Here is an 18,529-nt window from a genome sequence, read left to right on the forward strand (position 1 = left end):
AATATTCTTCGGGGGATGGGGTCCCCCGAAGAATATATAAGATTCGCAAAATACAATAAGGTGAAGAAGTTAGAACTGTCAGATGAAGAAAGGACTAAAAAGAATCTTACCCAACTTAATATTTGGACTGATATTTGTCGTAGGAATCGTGATTTTTCTTTATCCGTCTGTCAGTAACTATATCAATTCAAAAAACCAGAGCCGCGCGATATCCAACTACGAGGAGATTGTTCACAATATCCCCAAAGAGGATTATACAAAGATGTGGCAAGAGGCATATGCATATAATGAAGAACTTGCCAAAAAGCCTCTGAATTTTAACCTTGAAGGTGAAGATCTGGATAAATACAACAGCGTTTTGAATGTCACCGGATCGGGTATTATGGGATATATAGAGATTGAGAATATTGGGGTTAATCTTCCTATATATCACAGTACGGAAGAATCAGTATTGCAGGTCGGAATAGGACACTTGGAAGGAACATCTTTTCCGACGGGAACCAAGAGTACACATGCTGTACTTTCGGGACACAGAGGGCTTCCGTCCTCGAAGCTTTTTTCAGACCTCGATCAGATGATCGTTGGTGATACATTTCTTTTACACATATTGGATCAGACTTTTGCATATCAGGTTGATAAGATTAACATTGTTCTCCCGGAGGAGACCAATGACCTGGCAATTGTCGATGGAGAGGAATACGTCACGCTTGTAACTTGCACACCTTATGGTATCAATACTCATAGGCTGCTTGTAAGGGCAAGACGTGTTGATTATAACGAAGAGAGCAGGCTTATAGTACCTGCGGACGCTACCAGATACAGTAATATGGTTGTTGCACCGTTTATAGGTGCTCCGATATTGTTAGTTGCATTTATAGTCTTTTTAATTAGGACAAGAAGGCCTAAGAAGGCAAAGGGAGCAAAAGTTTGATAAATGCTCTCAGAGGGATTGTTTATATGAATAAGGTAAAGAGTATCTTTAGCCGAATATTGATTACGGTAATGGTGCTAATGGCTTCATTGGGGATGTTTTCCGTTAAGTCGTACGCCAGAAATGCTGTGGACCTTACCAAAAAAGGTTCGCTTTCCGTAACCTACAAATTCGGCGACGACATGCTGTTTGACGGCGTACAATCTCATATTTACAAGATAGGAAGCGTAACAGAGATCGGTGAGTTTACATTGGATCCTGATTATGCCGGATTAACATCTATATCTATCAATTCCATTAAGGACCAGGGACAGTGGAAACAGGTTCTTGATGATGTAAGACCGACGGCTGTTTTAAATCATCAGCCTTCATACACTGCGGTTTCACAGAACGGAAAGGCTGTGTTTGCAGGCGTTCAGTTGGGCTTGTATTTGATAGAGACCGAGGATGTTATTAAGGATGATTGTAGATATGTCTTTTCATCATTTTTGATAACTGTACCGCAGCTTGGGGACGATGATGAATGGATTTATGATGGCGCTCAGTATATTGCGGAAGCTACAGCTAAATGTGAAAAATTTGATATAAATCGAGAAGTGGAGTTTGAACTTCACAAGAGATGGAATGATTCCGGTAATGAGAATGTAAGACCTACATCCATTTCGGTACTTATAAAAAGAAACGGCGAAGAATATAAGAGAGTAACACTGAACAGTGGTAACGGTTGGTCTTATTCATGGAAGGATAAGCCCGGATATATTTGGGATTTTGAAGAAACTATAGAGGGTAACAACCCTTATACGGTTTCTGTAAACAAGAATGAAGATGATGACGGACTTATGGTTGTTTATACCATGACCAATACGTATACCAATACGACTCCGCCACCACCGGGACCACCCGGAACTCCTCCCGGAGGACCTCCGAATACTCCTCCCGGACCACCGCAGTTCCCTGACGTTCTCGGAGCGATAAGAGAACTCCCCGCGGTTTTGGGTGCAAGGAGACTTCCTCAGACAGGACAGCTCTGGTGGCCGCTTCCGATTCTTTTGATCGTGGGTATCTTTTTCATAGTCAAAGGAATAAGGAAAAATCATAAAAAAGCTTGATTTTTTACCCCATGAGTATCAAGGCTCATGGGGTATACTAAAATATACAGAGGAAAAATTTATGAAGAAATATTCCGGATACATTTACATAGTTATAGGAGTAATCTTTATATGTGCGGCAGCTTTTTTGGTAAGGCACAACTTTAATGAGAGTGCCGAGGCGGGAGATGCTTCGGATGAATTTCTTGAGGGAGTTGTTGAGCAGATGCCCGGAATGGTTGTTGATAATGTTGAATCGGGCGATATGCCTGTTGTTGATGTGGACGGCAGGAGCTTTATCGGAACGGTTGAGGTACCGAGCCTTGGGCTTTTGCTTCCGATCCAGAGTGAATGGGCAAATGAAAATGCCAAAGTATCAGTGTGCAGATATAAGGGCTCTGTTTATGAGAATAATCTTATAATTGCGGGGCATAACTATGTTGAGCATTTCGGCAATCTTAAAAACCTTGCGACGGGTGATGAGATAATAGTGACCGATATGAACGGAAAGAGCTTTTATTTTGAAGTTACCAATCTTGAAACGCTTGGATCTTATGATATTGAAGAGATGGAAGCGGGAGAATGGGATCTGACTCTTTTTACATGTACGATAGGCGGTGCGAACCGTGTTACGGTGCGCTGCGAATCGACGGGAAAGACATCGGAGACGGGAACTGTTCCCGATGTGCTTGATGCGGCTGAAAAGAGTAAACATATAAGAAAAAAATAAAGAACTTATTAAATCGGCTTTTTCGGGATTATCTGAGTTATCGGAGGTCTCTTAAAAGCCGATATATTTATATATAAAATCCTTTATTGTTTTTTTATAGAATAGTTAGCACTCTTATGTGGACAGTGCTAATGTTTTAAACTATAATTACAGTACAGAAAGAATCATGAAAGGAGATGATGCGTAGTGATTATAGTAAAAATGAATGACACAACAGTTGAATGCAGTATTGCCGCATCAGAACTTCATGAGATAGGTCTTACACCCGAGGCGGTTATCAATGGTGCGGAGAACACAACATCTTTCTTTGCTCAGCTTGGAAAAGAGGTCGGACAGCAGCTCGACTACAATCCCGAGACGGAAGTTATGATGATGAGCAAGAATATCATGATGGACGGAAGTGTGCGCATTTTCGCCGTTAAGATGACCAACGAGGATATTAAGAAAGCTTCCGAGAGGATTCGCGGAGCGGCACTTACGGTTCTTAATACTCTGACCAAAGAGAAGATTGAGGATATTTTGGCTAAGACGGGCAGAGATAAGGGCGTTGCTTTTAATGAGGTAATTACCAAGGTTTCGGATACGATCAGCAAGATATACGGTCGTGATCAGGAGAATGCTCTTGAAGAGAATGCGGAACCGGAGGCAAGCTATCAGCCTCTTTCAGAATATGCTAAATATATGATGGAATTTGACAATCTTGAGGATGCAGAGAGATTCTCCAAGGTTGTTCAGAAACTTCCGATTGTTGACTCTGTTCTGTACAAGTACGGTGGAATGTATTACCTTATGGCAGGGCTTATGTCCGCCAGGGAAGAGATTATCTATGACATGAGAAGAGCGGGAGTTGAATACTCCGAGATCCTTCTTGTAAATGCTCCCGAAGCGATGTTTATTGAGGAACAGGGCGAGAAGATCATAGATAGTGATGCGATCGTGCACTTGGCAGACCTTACAAGATAATGACATGATGAACGGCAAGATTACTGTATTTAATTTTTCAAGTGTTTATGAAGAAGAGAGCTTTTATCAAGGCGATAAAAGCTCTTGTTTTTGTGGCAGTAGCAAAGAGGCGCTCCTTCTTGATATGAAGGATATTCCAGGTACCAATTGCATGTGCGACGATATTGCGGTGACTGAGATAAAAGAGAGGATTGCTGTGAATTGCTGCGCCAATAATGAAGGATTGAACGTGGAAAAAGAGACTGATTCCGCGGCACTTCGAGATTTCTTGCATGGCATACATTTCATAGATTCAGGTAACTATCACTATATGTCTTACATTCTTTTATCTATGGTAAAAGAGCCTTTTTCTCTGGTTGTCTTTGACCATCACCCCGATATGCAGCCGCCTAAGTTCGGCGATATCTTATCTTGCGGAGGATGGGTGCTTAAGGTCTTGCAGGATAATCCCAATGTGAGAGATGTTCACATAATAGGAGCCGATGAAAAGCTTATTTCAGAACTTCCTAAGGAAGATAGAGCCAGAGTTTCTTTTTATACTCTCGATGATATAAAAACAGGACGTCCAAAGACCGAGTATCCTGTTTATCTCTCTGTAGATAAAGATGTAGTAAAAAGAGAAGAACTCATAACCAACTGGGATCAGGGCGAGATGAACGCTTATGATCTACTTGGATGTATCCGTGAGCTGGCTTCAGATCCCGAAAGAAAGCTTATCGGAATCGATATCTGCGGCGAATGCGCCCCCGATCAGGAAGGCATCGACGTCGGTGCGGCGATAGCCGGGAATGATGAGTTTAATAGGTTGGTTATAGACACTATATGAGATATACCTAATTCTGATAGTAAAGAATAAAGGAGCAAAACCCATGGTTGATGGATTTTGCTCCTTTTAGTCACTTAAACTATTGAATCTATAATGATTATTTGCCGAATAAATCACTATGCGTTCCGGTGCGTGATAATGTCAATGTAACTACATCATCATCTATCCTGTAGATAAGTAGCCAATCCGGTTGGATATGACATTCACGGAATCCCTTCCAATTTCCGCCTAATTCATGATCTCTGAATTTTGTGTTTAAAGTTTCGCCATTTGCTAATTTCCTGATAATATTGTCTATGAGGTTTATATCTAAATGCCGCTTCAGGGCTAGCTTATAATCTTTTTTGAACTGGCTTGTCCAAATTACTTTTCTGGTCATTTCTTGAGTTCAGCCAAAGCATCCTCAACATCATATTTGGTCACGGTTGGATCATGAGAGATTCGTTCTGCCTCTAGCATAGCAGCTACAGTTTTTGAATTCGGTTTGTTTAAGCGTACATCGAAAGGAAAACCACCTACACGCAATGATTCACGAAGAAAAACATTTATGGCTGTGGTAAGATTCATTCCGAGCTCATTATAGAGAGCTTCACTCTGTGATTTTATAGAACTGTCAATTCTACAAGTGAAATTTGTGGTTGAAGCCATTTTGCGTGCACCTCCTTTATATTCTAATTGCATTATACATCAAATGCAATGCATTTGCAATGCAAACCAGTGCAAAATAAATGCCATCCTATAAAAAGGATGGCATTTATAATTATTTATATTACGCATGTTCCCATTTATAAATAACAGTCTCATACTGTTTTACATCATCAAAAAGTCTTTCTTTTTCTACAAGTCCGTGCTCAAGGACTTCGTCGGCGCATACTGGGTTGTGAAGAATGATCCAGAAAGGATCGGACCTTCTGTACAGTATCCTTCTGAGAACCCTGTTCATTACCTCTTTATTGAAAGGGTTAAAGAAGTAAAATACATTGAAATTCTCGTATCCACTGTATCTGCAGGCATCGCCCCTGATGACTTTGACTCTTCGTTGAAGATTGAGCTTTTTCATGTTCTTCTCGGCAATCTTGGCAAGATCCGATGAATACTCAAGTCCTGCGATCTCTCCAAACGGGAAGTAACTTGCATCTCTTAGAAATGCGCCTTTTCCGCATCCGATATCGAGCAATTTCTTGCTGCAATCAACGTCCAAACAATCCAAAATCTCTTCCGCATGCTTATCATCAGTCTTGGAATAACCGTGAAGAACACCTCCGGATTCCTCTATGAGTGATAAGTCACGCATGGTAAAATCAATACCTCTTATTCTTTCCCCAAGGTACTGAACGAGGTATTTTGCATACCTCTTGTACTTATAGTAATTAAACATCTCTTTCCCTCCATTTATTACTTAAGCGTTAATCAATTCTCCTTCCGATAATATATAATCCCCACACCATTATACTAAATAAGCACATATTAATGCAAATCGCTGCAACAAAGTGTTAACAAAAGCACATGAGCCGTCATAAAATTGACGGTGCTGTAGGGCGGAGCACGTGGTGAGAGAACCTCTTCCGCACATAAAAAAAGAACCGGTTTTCACCGATTCTTTAGGCGCATAATATGGGACTTTGAGCAGAGCACTTGGTAAGTGCAAGCTGAAAGCGAAGCACGAGCCTAGTGCGAGCCATGGGTGAACACTTAACGAGCTGCCTTCGCAGCGAGTTTAGTGAGAATCCCAGAACCCATGCAGCGAAGCTGCTGGGTGAGAGAACCTCTTCCACACTACAAAAAAGGAACCAGTTCATCGAACTGATTCCTTTTGTAGTGCGGAAGATGGGACTTGAACCCACACGACATAAACAGTCACAAGATCCTTAGTCTTGCTCGTCTGCCAATTCCGACACTTCCGCATATATGCGCCCCGAAAGGGCTTATGAACTTCACCATTGCACCGGAAAGCTCCAGTGCAGGAGAAGGGACTTGAACCCTCATGTTGTTGCCAACACATGGACCTGAACCATGCGCGTCTGCCATTCCGCCACTCCTGCAAGCAACGTAGTTAATGATACCCACTTTTTCGGGCGCTGTCAAGAGGTTTGAAGCTCTAAATCAGACATGCGCACTACGCTGCGCATGTCGTGAAAAAGTGATTCAAGGGTGAGGGACGATCTTTGCGAAGCAAATTCCGTTATCGTCCCGAATACCATGTTGGTTACAACATGGTCAACTTATCAACAAATACGCACAGTTTACCCATAACATCCTTGCTCTCTTTGTAGCTGAACGCCATAACGATTCCGCCGATAAAAATAGCGATTCCGATTATGTCGACGAAAAGCACATTTGCGATGATTCCCGCTGCGAAAATAACGCATGCACATACAAAGATACCCATGGTCACTATGATCTTTCTAAGCATCTCATGCTGGAGTATATCTACATGAAGCCCTATCTCTTCTTTTTCCTGGTCAACCTCTTCCTCGGATAGAACGTCAAAATCAAGCTTTTCAAAGTGTCTTATATAGTCTCTGAATCTTTTTTCCAAATCATTCACCTCCTTGAATATACGCTGTAAATTTCATGTGATAAAATAGTCTCTATGAAAAAGAAACTAATTATACTATACATGTTTTTTGCAATAATTCCACTGGTAATAATGGATGCGGTCGTGCTCGGCGGTATTTTGCGTACCGAAAACACCAAGACCATGCATGAAATGGAAAGTGTAGCCGACGCTGTCAAATACACCTGTCAGGAAGAGGTTGAGACAGCTGCCAGACTTGCAAGAAGCATCTATACCAGTAGGTACATATACAACTACATGAACAGAGAGTATTCGTCGCCTCTTGAGTACTACGATGCGTACAGAGATTTTTTTGACGATACTCTTATTAATGTTGTCGCAGGACAGAGTAACGTTGAATACGTTATCTACACGGACAACGATACGATCGTTAACGGATCTCAGTTTCAGAGGATCGATAGATGTAAGAGGCAACCGTGGTATATATATACCCAAAACACCGGCTTGGACATGGGTCTTTACTTTTTCTACGGTAGGAACAGTGCAGGTACAACGGAGAGTGCCAGAAGAGTTTACTTTATAAAAAAGCTGGACTATTTTGATCACAATTCCAACAGTATTCTTTTGATCAGCCTTGATTACACCAAGTGCAATACGCTTCTTTCGAACATGAACTATGACATGGCCGCATATGTGTGCGACAATGACAGAATTCTTTTTTCCAATAAAAAAGATTCGAATGTAGCGCAGCCGTTCAGGAGAGTGACGGAGCTTGCCAACATCGGATATACTGCGGATATGCAGATATATAATCAGCAGCTCAAGATTCATGTCATAAACAATGGGCTTAACAGAGCGGGCTGGCTCAAGAATTGGGGATGGCAGCTGATTGTTTTGGGACTTATAAATGTAATCCTTCCCGCCGCGCTCATGCTCAGGATCAACAGGATCGCTTACAGTTACAAGTTAAGAGAGCAGGAGATGGTGCTTACAAGACAGCACGCTGAGCTTCATGCGCTTCACAGTCAGATCAATCCGCATTTTCTTTTTAATGCGCTTGAGAGTATAAGAATGCACAGCATTATAAAAAAAGAGTCTGAGACCGCCTACATGGTTGAGAAGCTTGCGAAACTCCAGCGCCAGTACACAGAGTGGGATCACGACAATGTTGCTATCAAGCAGGAGCTTGAGTTTGTAGAGAATTATCTGGAACTTCAGAAGTACAGATTCGGTGACAGACTTTCGTATAATATAGAAGCAGACGAAGAGTGCTTGGAATACAATGTTCCCAAATTGACACTCGTTACGTTTGTCGAGAATGCCTGCGTTCACGGAATAGAAAGTAAGATCACGAACGGCTGGATCTTCCTTAGGATCTATAAAAAAGATGATATGCTGAATATAGAAGTTGAGGACACCGGAAACGGAATGCCCGAGGAAGAAGCTACGAAGCTTTTGGATTCAATGAGAAATGCAAGTATAGATATGCTCCAGCAAAAGGGAAGAGTCGGTGTTATCAATGCATCACTCAGACTTAAGATGGTGACAGGCAATAGAACTGTTTTCGACATTGATTCGGAAGAAGGCATCGGAACGATCGTTACGATCAAAATACCGATCGAGAGTTTGAAAGGAATTGTATAAATAATGCTGAAAGTTTTACTTGTTGATGATGAGCCTTTTATCTTGCAGGGACTTAAGGTCCTTCTGAATTGGGAAGAGGAAGGCTTCGAAGTTTATACCGCACTTGATGGCGTGAGCGCGCTTGAAGTACTTGAGAAAGAAAAAATTGATCTTGTGATCGCGGACATCAAGATGCCCGGGATGAACGGAATTGAGCTTCTTAAGAAAGTACGAGAGAGCGGAAACGATGTCTTTTACGTTATCTTAAGCGGATATGCCGAGTTTTCTTATGCGCAGGAAGCGCTCAGATATCATTGCAACGCCTACATTCTTAAGCCTGTTGAAAAAGAAAGTCTTGAGGGCGTGCTTAAAAAAGTCATAGAGAAAAATAAGGATAAAGAGATCGAGGCTAGCAGAAACAATAAGCTTGTCAAAGCCTTTTTTGAACAGAACTTACGCGCGGCTTTCAGAGGAAAACACAGCGAAGATCACATCGAATATCTGACCGATAAGCTTCCGGATAACGGCCAGATGCGATATGTCGGAATAGAGCTTGATTTTAGCGAGGACGACGGTGATTATTTCGGCGATGAAAAGAACAACTACATTACCAAGCTCTATGATATTGCATCGGAGTATCTTGATGATTATTCTTACCTTCTTGTAAGAGACGGATTCGGCGATGAGAACGTTTACGACATAGGTTTTTTGTATCTTAACTTCCTTGCCAAAGAGCAGAAAAAGAACGACGAAGAGTATCTTAAAGAGATGCTTGAACATTTAAAAAGAGTAAGCGAACTTCCTATAGTTATGCTTGTCGGAAGGACCGTAAACGGCATAGAGGCTATATCAAAGTCTTTTACCAGCGTGAGCATGCTTCATTCGCTCCATGGATTCAGAGAGAAAAAAGATATTTATTTCTATGAAGAAGAATACCAGATCACCGATAAGGGAATTCTTTTATGTAAGAACAAGCTCGACGAGCTGATCTCGGCAATTGAACTCAATGAACAGGTCAAGATCAAACAGAAGGTCGATGAGTTCCACAATGAGATGAAAAAAACCGGAATTACCGGAAAGACTATGAATCTCAACATCAATTATCTTTTGTTCCAGCTTATCCATATCGCGACTGAGCAGGACAGTGAAGTTAACCAGGAAGAGATCCTGCGACTTATTTCCGAGAATGCCTATGAGCAGGGCATTAAGAGAGGCTCCAAGACGCACCTTTACAGAATGGCTTGTGAGTACGGCGAGTATCTTGCGCAGCTTCGAAAGAAGGAGTCCAAGGGCGTTCTTGCCAAGGTTGAAGAAGAGGTAAAAAACAACTACGCAAGCAACATAACTCTGAAAGAGCTCAGCGAAAAGTACTATGTAAACAGCGCATACCTCGGACAGCTTTTCAGAAAAAGACACGGATGCACATTTAAAGATTATCTCAACAGACACAGACTTGATGAGGCAGCGATGCTCCTTAGAAAGACCGATGAAAAGATATATATCATAGCCGAAAAAGTAGGCTACAAGGACGTTGACTACTTTGTAAACAAGTTCATTGAGGCTAAGGGCTGCACTCCCGCCAAGTACAGAAAACAGGAATCATAACCCCGAAAAATTTATAAACTATACTTTTTCAGGATTCTATAATTTGACCTACTTTTTTATATATTTCCTCCCATGTTTTGATTGACGATTTTTAATACAATGGTCATATCAAAACAAGGAGGATTCTTTTTTATGAAAAAGAGAGTGATTAGCATGTTGCTTGCAACGCTCATGGTTGGTGGAGCGCTTGCTGGATGCAGCAAAGGTAATGCCGGTGGGGGCGCTACTGCATCCGAAGATGGCGGATCAGCAAGTGACGGAAAAGTAAAAGAGTTCACAGCATTCTTTTCAGTTCCTCACGCTGAGATCAATGACGACAATGAGATTCAGCAGATCATTGCCGAGAAGACAGGAGCTAAGGTAAAAGAGACTTGGCTTACAGGTCAGACTGCAGAAGAGGCAGTTGGTACACTTATCGCCGGCGGTGAGTATCCTGATTTCGTAGATGCAGGAGACGGATCCGTACAGATGTATGAGGCAGGAGCACTTGTAGCTCTTGATGATTACCTCGATTCAGGCAATTATCCTAACATCAAAGAATTCTTTACAGATCAGGAGTGGGATTCACTTCGTCAGAGCGACGGAAAGATCTATTGGATTCCTCAGTTCTCTAACATCTATGGTGAAGAGAGAGTCTGCGCACACAATGACGAGGCTTTCTGGATCCAGACAAGAGTACTTGAAGAAGCCGGCTATCCTAAGGTAGAAACAATGGATGAGTACTTCGATCTTATCGAAGGATATTATGAGAAGCATCCTACAATGGAAGACGGAACTCCTATCATTCCTTACACAATCCTTTGTGAGGACTGGAGATATTTCTGTCTTGAGAACGCACCTCAGTTCCTTGACGGATATCCGAATGATGGTTCTGTAATCGTTGATACAAATACAATGAAGATCGTTGACTACAATACAACAGAGACAGCTGTTAAGTACTTCAAGAAGCTCAACGAGGAGTACAAGAAGGGTATCGTTGATAAGGAGTCATTCACACAGACATACGACGAGTACATCGCTAAGCTTTCAACAGGTTGCGTACTTGGTATGATCGATCAGTGGTGGGATTTCGCATACACAGCAGGTGATGCTCTTAAGGCAGCAGGCCTTGATAAGAAGGGTTGCCAGTATGTTCCTCTTCCGATCACAATCGAAAAGGGAATGAAGAACCAGTGGCACAACTCAGGCGGAATCGTTCACACAAGTTCAGGTCTTGCTATTACAACAAGCTGTAAGGACGTTGAAGGCGCTCTTAAGTTCGTAGATGACCTTCTTAGCCAGGAAATCATGGACCTCAGATTCTGGGGAGTTAAGGACGTTGACTATCAGGTTGGCGATGACGGAATGTATTCCAAGACTCAGGAGATGAGAGACAACGACGCTGATACAGCATACAAGGCTTCTCACAAGTGTGAGTATGCATATTTCCCTCAGTGGGAAGGAACAAGCAGAGATGGCAAGAATGCTATGAAGCCTGAGCAGCAGGAAACAGAGTTCTATGATGGACTTTCTGATGACCTCAAGAAGTGCTTCAGTGCATATGGTGTTAAGACATACGTTGAGATGCTCGGAACAACACCTGCTCCCGGACCTTGGTATCCTATGTACACATTCTCACAGACTATGACAACAGCTACACCCGGTGGTACAGCATGGAGAAGCATGGAAGATTGCAAGCACCAGTATCTTCCTAAGGTTGTTATGGCTGACGACTTTGATGCAGGTTGGAAGGAATATATGGATGCATACAATGCATGCAAACCTGAAGATTTCCTTTCAGAGATGCAGACAGAGCTCGACAGAAGACTTGCAGAAGCTGCTAAGTACGAGAACTAATTAAAATAATATATAGCGGGCCTTCTTGGTATTCTAAAGAATGCCCGCTATTTTTTTGAAATTTAAGCGTAATAATATTTAAAGGAGTAAGTTTTATGGCTCAGCAGAAAAAAGAAAAGCTTTCCAACATACCGAAGGCAGAACTGGTTAAACAGTTAAAAAGACAGTGGGTTCTTATCGTATGGTCAATTTTCTTTGTCGCATACGGACTTCTGTTTTACTATGCACCGCTTGTAGGATGGCTTATGGGCTTCCAGCAGTATAAGCCCAAGGACGGAATTTTACATTCCAAATGGATCGGACTTGCGAAGTTCAAGTCACTTTTTTCCGATGCAACTTATCTCGGAGTAATCAGAAACACACTTGCTATGGGTGTTATCAATCTTATAGCAACAACTATCATGGCAATCCTTTTTGCCATTCTTTTGAACGAGATTGTAGGAGTTAAGAAAAAGAAGGTTGTTCAGACTATTTCATACCTTCCTCACTTTTTATCATGGATCATCGTTACGGGTATCCTTCATGATGCTCTTTCGGGATCGGGTATAGTTAATGAGCTTTTACTTAAATTCCATATTGTTCCTCAAGCCATTAACTTTTTTGCACACGAAGAATATTTCTGGCCGATAGTTGCCTTTGCCAATGTTTGGAAGGAAACCGGTTGGAATGCAATTATATATTTGGCAGCAATCACAGCTATCGATCCCTCTTTGTATGAGGCGGCAGCAATTGACGGTGCCGGAAGATGGCAGAAGATCAAATACGTTACAATTCCCGGAATCAAGTCAACCATCATTATCCTTCTTATCATGAATGTTGGTAACGTACTTAACGCCGGATTTGAGATTCAGTACCTCCTTGGTAACGGACTTGTACAGCGAGTATCCCAGACAATTGATATCTACGTTCTTAAATGGGGTATCAGCCAGATGGACTATTCACTTGGAACGGCTGCGGGTATCTTTAAGAGCGCAGTTAGTATCGTTTTGATATTGATCTGTAATGAAGTCGCTAAGCGTCACGGCGAAGAAAGATTGTTCTAAGGGAGGTCCGCAATGAGTAAATCAGAAATAACTACAAGAAAGAAAATGAAGCTATCCACTGCGGATATCGCTTTCTACACATTTAATACGATATTCATGACGGTATTCGTTATCGTAACGCTTTATCCCGTTTTGAATACACTTGCAATTTCATTTAACGACGGTCTTGATGCGTTAAGAGGTGGAATCTACCTCATTCCCAGAAAGTTCAGCATCAAGAGTTACGTAACTGTTTTGAAGAAGGATGACCTTCTTGTAGGTGCTTACATTTCAGTAGCAAGAACAGTAATAGGTACACTTCTTTCACTTATTACTTGTGCTATCCTTGCATTTATCGTAAGCCGTAAGAACTTCCTTTTTGCTAAACACCTTTCACTGTTTTGGGTTATCACAATGTACGTTAACGGTGGTATGATCCCGATTTTCCTTTTGTACAAGGGACTTCACCTTACCAATACATTCTGGGTATACGTTATCCCCGGAATGGTATCCGCTTTCAATATGCTCGTTATCAGAACATATATGAACGGTATCCCCGACAGTTTCGAAGAGTCGGCACAGCTTGACGGCGCAGGCTATACAACGATCTTCCTTAAGATCATTTCACCTCTTTGTAAGCCTGTTTACGCTACAATAGCTCTTTTCGTAGCAGTATATCAGTGGAACTCTTGGTTCGACGTTATGCTCTACAACAGAATGAGCAACAAACTTACAACTCTTCAGTACGAGCTTATGAAACTCCTTGCTTCGGTTACCAGCCAGAGTACATCAGCTCAGTCAATGAAGAACTCAACAAGCTCCATCACACCTGTTTCAATGCGTGCGGCAGCAACTATCGTTACAATGCTTCCTATCGTATGTATTTATCCTTTCTTACAGCAGTACTTCGTAAGCGGACTTACACTCGGTGGTGTTAAGGAGTAATCCAAAATAGTAGACCGCTATAATCTTCCTTTTTGAAATATTATTACCGAATAAAGGCCTGTGGAATGACGATTCCGCAGGCCTTTATTTTTTTAAAAAAAATTGAAAATTGTTGTTGACGAAAGGCATAGACTTTGCTATTATAAACAAGTCGCCACGAGAGAGATGACGACGGTTTGCGGAAGTGTCGGAATTGGCAGACGAGCAAGACTAAGGATCTTGTGACTGTTTATGTCGTGTGGGTTCAAGTCCCATCTTCCGCACGAAAATCAGCTCAGTTGAGCTGATTTTTTTTATATCATGAATTAGGCATGGTTAAAATCATGACTATTCATATCACAAAGCCCTTCTGTGGCTATGTGAATTCTATTTTATCTGTTGGCATTTCGCCGACTATTTCGCTGTTTTGATTATTTTTGTAATGGATTTATTGATTGAATGGGGATTATTATGCGCCCACACCGCTTGTGGCGGGTAATTTGAGCGTGGGCGGTGCCAAAACAAGCACTCGCACCGCCTACAGAGAAAAACAAGCGCAGCAGCGGTGCAAAACAAAGCGTCCGCACCGCCTACAGAGAAAAACAAGCGCAACAGCGGTGCAAAACAAAGCGTCCGCACCGCCTGCAGAGAAAAACAAGCGCAGCAGCGGTGCCAAAACAAGCACTCGTACCGCTTACAGAGAAAAACAAGCGCAGCAGCGGTGCAAAAACAAGCACTCGCACCGCCTGAAGAGAAAAACATGTGTGGCAGCGGTGCAAAAACAAGCACTTACACCGCTTGCAGAAGAAAACTTTCGCTGCGGCGGTGAGTATGCCGGTTATACTACAGAATTAAGGAGAATAACAATGATAGATTATATGAAAGAGTTGTCAGCTCAATTGAATGATTTACGAGATTTGATAAAAAGAGTTGAGAAGAGAAAGCAAGAATACAATAAGCTTCCCAATGGAAGTATTCGTGTTACATCGTGTCGTGGCGTAAAACAATATTACTTAAGAAACCTTGGGTCGAATAAGGAAGAGTACATCTCCTCACAAAACAAAGAACAAGTAAGGCTCATGCTTCAGCGAGAATATGATGAAAAGCTTATTAAAGAGCTATATAAGCAAGAAAAAAGACTGGAAAGATTCCTTAAGAACCATGACATCGCCAGAATCGACAGCATTTACGAAAATATGTGCGCCGGCAGAAAAGAGCTGGTGACGCCGGTTAAGCCAACACAGGAGATGAGAGTGAATAAATGGCTGGATGAACATCAGGGGCAGAAGAACACAATCAGCGCTGCACCTTTGTATAAGACCAACAAAGGCGAAATGGTCAGATCAAAATCAGAGAAGATACTTGCTGATTACTTCTATAATCTCAAGATTCCCTATGCTTATGAATCAAGCTTTATGCTGCATGACGGAAGAGTGGTATACCCTGACTTTGCTTTGTATAGCGTAAGGAAAGACAAGACAGTCTATTGGGAACATCTTGGCCTTGTTGATAATCCCGAATATGCAATCAAGAACATAAAGAAGCTGATTGATTATGAAAAGAGTGGCCTCATACTTGGGGACACATTGTTATTATCCGCGGAAAGCGCAGAAAGTCCGCTCAATCTCGAAGCTATAAAAAAGAAAGTGGAAGCGGTTTTATGATCGCCGTATGTAAACGGCGCTAGCCGGCTTACATACGGTTGATCACCAATAATAAAAGAGTGGTAATAATGTCAAGGCTGCGAAGCACCGCCGCAGGCGGGGCGCCTTGAAATGATTACCACTCTTTTATATCTAATATCACATCGCTTCTTCGGAAGCTCTGAGTCTTTCCGGAATACTAAGCTTATACATTTCTTCTGTCGCAAGTCTTACTTTGGCGACGTTCACAGATTTATCCTTTGGAAAACAGTAGTACTGAATATCCATTGTTCCGATGCTTACCATGTCGCCGATCTCGTACCAGAAGTAATCTGCGTAGAGAGAATAGGAATTCTTGGCGGACTGATGATATTCAAGCTCGCCGTTGCACCCTGTCAGATCAAAGCCGTTAATAGAGTGAACAAGACGTCCCTCGCCGATCTGATATGCGGCATGCAGATCCTTGACCGCGATTATGTCCACGGGAATATCAAGATAATACTTGCCTTCTGCGATTTCCTTCTTTACCATGTCGCGTTCCCAGCGGTACCAATCGGAGACATAGCTGAAATCGTAGCCATCATGCTTATCTGCAACAGCCAGGGCTTCATGCGCAGCAGCTTCGCGCTCGCCGGTGCTTACGCTCGCCATATCCTCACTTGTTGCCGCGTCATTCCTCACAAGACCGCCGTCTTCTCCAAGCGCCCACGTCGCGCCGCAGCTACTGCAAGAGATCTCGATGCCGTTTGATCTCATCACTCTTTCTTTTCCGCAGACAGGACATTTGTATAAAACGCGCTCAAGCCCTTCGGCTCTAAACGGCTCTGTGACTTTGATTCCGTTTTCGCGTTGCCATTTCCAGTGGTCGAATGAAAACTCTTTTTTCAATATCTCATTCAGCTCTTTTACACTCTTATTCTTGATGTCATCGGCAGATAAAAGATATTTCACCGTTGCCTTCACAGCCACATCGCGCTTACGAAGTCCGTTATATAAAGGATCTCTGTGGAAGGCACCTTCTGTAGTTATCATTACAACAGGCACGTTAAAGAGCTTAAGGCATTTTCCCACACTTGAAGGAAGAGCCGTAGCCGTTCCGTCAAAGCTGTAGCTTGCTTCAGGGTACATGAGTACAGAGCTGCCAAGATCTTTAAGGCAATGCACAATGTCTTTTACCAGGGGCATGTCCGTGATGAATTTGCGCGCCGGAATGCAGCCAAGGCTCCTCATAAGCCATTCTTTTCCGACAAAGCCGTCCAGAGTCATTACAATGTGGTACTGCCTGTCAGAGAAAAGCCTTGAGAAAATCTCAAGGTCCGTAAAGGATGAATGATTCATCAGAAAAAGACAAGGCTCATCCTTGCCAAGTTTCTCCATCCCTTCAAGCTCATACGTAAACCGACAGTCTTTAAGATCTTTTGCTGACAAGGTTTTCATAAGAAAACGCCAGAAAGCGCGCTGCTTTTTCGGAGTTTTATTTTTGTATACGGGTAATTCCGCTACGTTTTTATGACTTTTTTGTTCTAATTTAATCTTCAATATTTCGTCCTCTTTAAAATACTTTACTATTCTCTTTGGATGGAGTAAAGTATGAGCATACTATTTCAAGGATGAAATTGAAAAATTTATCTGATGCCGATCGAGGGGTATGGCAATGATTTTTTGGAGGACAGTATCAGATGAAGCTAGGGCATGTAATTTATGCGGTAAAAGACCTGGACAAGGCGGTCAAGGAGTGGACCCAAAGAGGATTTACAGTTGAATACGGTAAGCTGTGTAAGTCGCACAATGCTTACATTTATTTTTGCGAAGGGCCATATATCGAGCTTGTTGAAGGCGGCGGTATGAGTAAGTTTCAGAGAAAGTTCTTGGCACTTTTTTATGGTAAAGCGTTTGCACAGCGTTTTAATGAATTGGCAGAGCACCCGGAAGGATGGGCTTGTCTTTGCATTGAGAAAGAATCAGGAAATCTGGAAGGCGAAGTAGATTATCTTAGAAGCATCGGAATTGACGGCAAGTACGTCAAGAAGGGTAGCCGAACCGATTCCAAGAACAGATGCCTTAAATATAAGTGCTATTACACATACGACTACAATATGCCTTTTCTCATGACATATTTTGAGGGCGCGGATCCCAAGCCCATCGACTATATGCATCCCAACGGCATAAGGTCCATTTCCAAGGTTAAGTTCCATACAACCAAGAAATACGCCAATACACTAAGAGGGCTTGTCAGAGACGAAAGACTTGAGCTTACCGAGACCTTTAATACCGGAATAGAGAACGTGGAATTTAAACGATGAGCGAAAAGATTGAAAAGACCAATGTAATGCGCGTTTTGCAGCAAAAGAAAATAGAGTACAAGAGTTATTCGTACGAGCCCGATTCAAGCCTTACGGGCGGCGAGATCGCGGACATACTCGGAGAGCCCAAGGAGAGAGTGTTCAAGACTCTCGTGACCGAAGGCAAGGCGAAGACTTACTATGTTTTCGTTATCCCCGTGGAAAAAGAGCTTGATCTTAAAAAGGCCGCCAAGGCCGTATCCGAGAAGTCGGTAGCAATGCTTCCGTTAAAAGAGCTTTTGCCCCTCACAGGGTATGTGCACGGCGGATGCTCACCCATCGGAATGAAAAAGAGCTTTACCACCGTTATCCACGAGAGTGCGAAAGATTTTGACAAGATCTTTTTCTCTGCCGGAAAAGTCGGATATCAGGTCGAAGTTGCGACCGAGGATCTCTCCAAAGTAATAAGATATTCATACGCAGATGTATGTTCATAAAATGAAAAGTATCAAGGGCTTTGCATTATGATATGCAAGGC

General features: G+C 42.4%; 18 protein-coding genes and 3 tRNA genes. 14 read left to right on the top strand and 7 right to left on the bottom strand.

Going from position 1 to position 18,529, the window contains the following annotated elements; all coding sequences use genetic code 11:
• The first annotated feature begins 82 nt into the window (after positions 1–82).
• From BM377_RS04870 to BM377_RS04890, 5 genes are all read left to right on the top strand, one after another.
• A complete protein-coding gene (locus BM377_RS04870; RefSeq protein WP_092244586.1) occupies positions 83–931 on the top strand; it encodes a class C sortase in 849 nt (282 codons plus the stop codon).
• A 26-nt stretch (positions 932–957) separates the two neighbouring features.
• Positions 958–2,040, top strand: coding sequence for a Cna B-type domain-containing protein (locus tag BM377_RS04875; RefSeq protein ID WP_092244589.1), 1,083 nt, complete (start codon positions 958–960; stop codon positions 2,038–2,040).
• Between the two features lie 61 nt (positions 2,041–2,101).
• The gene (locus tag BM377_RS04880) at positions 2,102–2,749 is read left to right on the top strand and encodes a sortase (RefSeq protein ID WP_092244592.1); all 648 of its coding nucleotides are present in this window, start codon (positions 2,102–2,104) and stop codon (positions 2,747–2,749) included.
• Between the two features lie 186 nt (positions 2,750–2,935).
• A complete protein-coding gene (locus BM377_RS04885; protein WP_143104460.1) occupies positions 2,936–3,712 on the top strand; it encodes an adaptor protein MecA in 777 nt (258 codons plus the stop codon).
• Entirely contained in the window at positions 3,675–4,538 is an 864-nt protein-coding gene (locus BM377_RS04890; RefSeq protein WP_177223801.1) for an arginase family protein, read from the top strand. The genes BM377_RS04885 and BM377_RS04890 overlap by 38 nt, the downstream gene beginning before the upstream one ends.
• A gap of 97 nt (positions 4,539–4,635) precedes the next feature.
• On the opposite strand, the gene BM377_RS04895 is transcribed toward BM377_RS04890, so the two are convergent.
• From BM377_RS04895 to BM377_RS04920, 6 genes are all read right to left on the bottom strand, one after another.
• On the bottom strand, positions 4,636–4,917 hold the full coding sequence (locus BM377_RS04895) for a type II toxin-antitoxin system YafQ family toxin (RefSeq protein WP_092244602.1): 282 nt from the start codon (positions 4,915–4,917) through the stop codon (positions 4,636–4,638).
• A complete protein-coding gene (locus BM377_RS04900) occupies positions 4,914–5,186 on the bottom strand; it encodes a type II toxin-antitoxin system RelB/DinJ family antitoxin (protein ID WP_092244605.1) in 273 nt (90 codons plus the stop codon). Before BM377_RS04900 ends, BM377_RS04895 begins: the two co-directional genes overlap by 4 nt.
• Positions 5,187–5,307: 121 nt before the next feature.
• Entirely contained in the window at positions 5,308–5,916 is a 609-nt protein-coding gene (locus BM377_RS04905; RefSeq protein ID WP_092244608.1) for a class I SAM-dependent methyltransferase, read from the bottom strand.
• Between the two features lie 441 nt (positions 5,917–6,357).
• Positions 6,358–6,442, bottom strand: a tRNA-Leu gene (locus tag BM377_RS04910).
• A gap of 55 nt (positions 6,443–6,497) precedes the next feature.
• Positions 6,498–6,580: transfer RNA gene (locus BM377_RS04915), tRNA-Leu, on the bottom strand.
• A 164-nt stretch (positions 6,581–6,744) separates the two neighbouring features.
• On the bottom strand, positions 6,745–7,077 hold the full coding sequence (locus BM377_RS04920; protein ID WP_092244611.1) for a hypothetical protein: 333 nt from the start codon (positions 7,075–7,077) through the stop codon (positions 6,745–6,747).
• A 54-nt stretch (positions 7,078–7,131) separates the two neighbouring features.
• Here BM377_RS04920 and BM377_RS04925 point away from each other — a divergent pair, with 54 nt between their 5' ends.
• From BM377_RS04925 to BM377_RS04955, 7 genes are all read left to right on the top strand, one after another.
• Positions 7,132–8,700 carry a sensor histidine kinase gene (locus tag BM377_RS04925; protein WP_092244614.1) on the top strand — a complete coding sequence of 523 codons (1,569 nt, stop codon included), beginning with the start codon at positions 7,132–7,134 and terminating at the stop codon, positions 8,698–8,700.
• 3 nt (positions 8,701–8,703) lie between these two features.
• On the top strand, positions 8,704–10,284 hold the full coding sequence (locus tag BM377_RS04930) for a response regulator transcription factor (RefSeq protein WP_092244617.1): 1,581 nt from the start codon (positions 8,704–8,706) through the stop codon (positions 10,282–10,284).
• Positions 10,285–10,416: 132 nt separating this feature from the next.
• Positions 10,417–12,120 carry a type 2 periplasmic-binding domain-containing protein gene (locus BM377_RS04935; protein ID WP_092244620.1) on the top strand — a complete coding sequence of 568 codons (1,704 nt, stop codon included), beginning with the start codon at positions 10,417–10,419 and terminating at the stop codon, positions 12,118–12,120.
• 95 nt (positions 12,121–12,215) lie between these two features.
• Complete coding sequence (locus BM377_RS04940; protein WP_092244624.1) at positions 12,216–13,163, top strand: ABC transporter permease; 948 nt, start codon at positions 12,216–12,218, stop codon at positions 13,161–13,163.
• A gap of 45 nt (positions 13,164–13,208) precedes the next feature.
• Positions 13,209–14,087: a carbohydrate ABC transporter permease gene (locus BM377_RS04945; protein ID WP_242948094.1), complete on the top strand. Its 879-nt coding sequence runs from the start codon at positions 13,209–13,211 to the stop codon at positions 14,085–14,087.
• 178 nt (positions 14,088–14,265) lie between these two features.
• Positions 14,266–14,350: transfer RNA gene (locus tag BM377_RS04950), tRNA-Leu, on the top strand.
• A 171-nt stretch (positions 14,351–14,521) separates the two neighbouring features.
• On the top strand, positions 14,522–15,730 hold the full coding sequence (locus tag BM377_RS04955; protein ID WP_143104462.1) for a hypothetical protein: 1,209 nt from the start codon (positions 14,522–14,524) through the stop codon (positions 15,728–15,730).
• A 138-nt stretch (positions 15,731–15,868) separates the two neighbouring features.
• Here BM377_RS04955 and BM377_RS04960 read toward each other — a convergent pair whose 3' ends face one another.
• Complete coding sequence (locus tag BM377_RS04960; protein WP_143104463.1) at positions 15,869–17,146, bottom strand: 1-acyl-sn-glycerol-3-phosphate acyltransferase; 1,278 nt, start codon at positions 17,144–17,146, stop codon at positions 15,869–15,871.
• Positions 17,147–17,388: 242 nt separating this feature from the next.
• On the opposite strand from BM377_RS04960, the gene BM377_RS04965 reads away from it, so the two are divergent.
• Positions 17,389–18,012, top strand: coding sequence for a VOC family protein (locus BM377_RS04965; protein WP_092244639.1), 624 nt, complete (start codon positions 17,389–17,391; stop codon positions 18,010–18,012).
• Positions 18,009–18,488, top strand: a complete 480-nt coding sequence (gene ybaK, locus BM377_RS04970) for a Cys-tRNA(Pro) deacylase (protein WP_092244642.1) — start codon at positions 18,009–18,011, stop codon at positions 18,486–18,488. Before BM377_RS04965 ends, ybaK begins: the two co-directional genes overlap by 4 nt.
• The last annotated feature ends 41 nt before the right edge of the window (positions 18,489–18,529 follow it).

Origin of the sequence: Butyrivibrio sp. INlla21, assembly GCF_900116875.1 — a bacterium.
Taxonomy (GTDB): Bacteria; Bacillota; Clostridia; order Lachnospirales; family Lachnospiraceae; genus Butyrivibrio.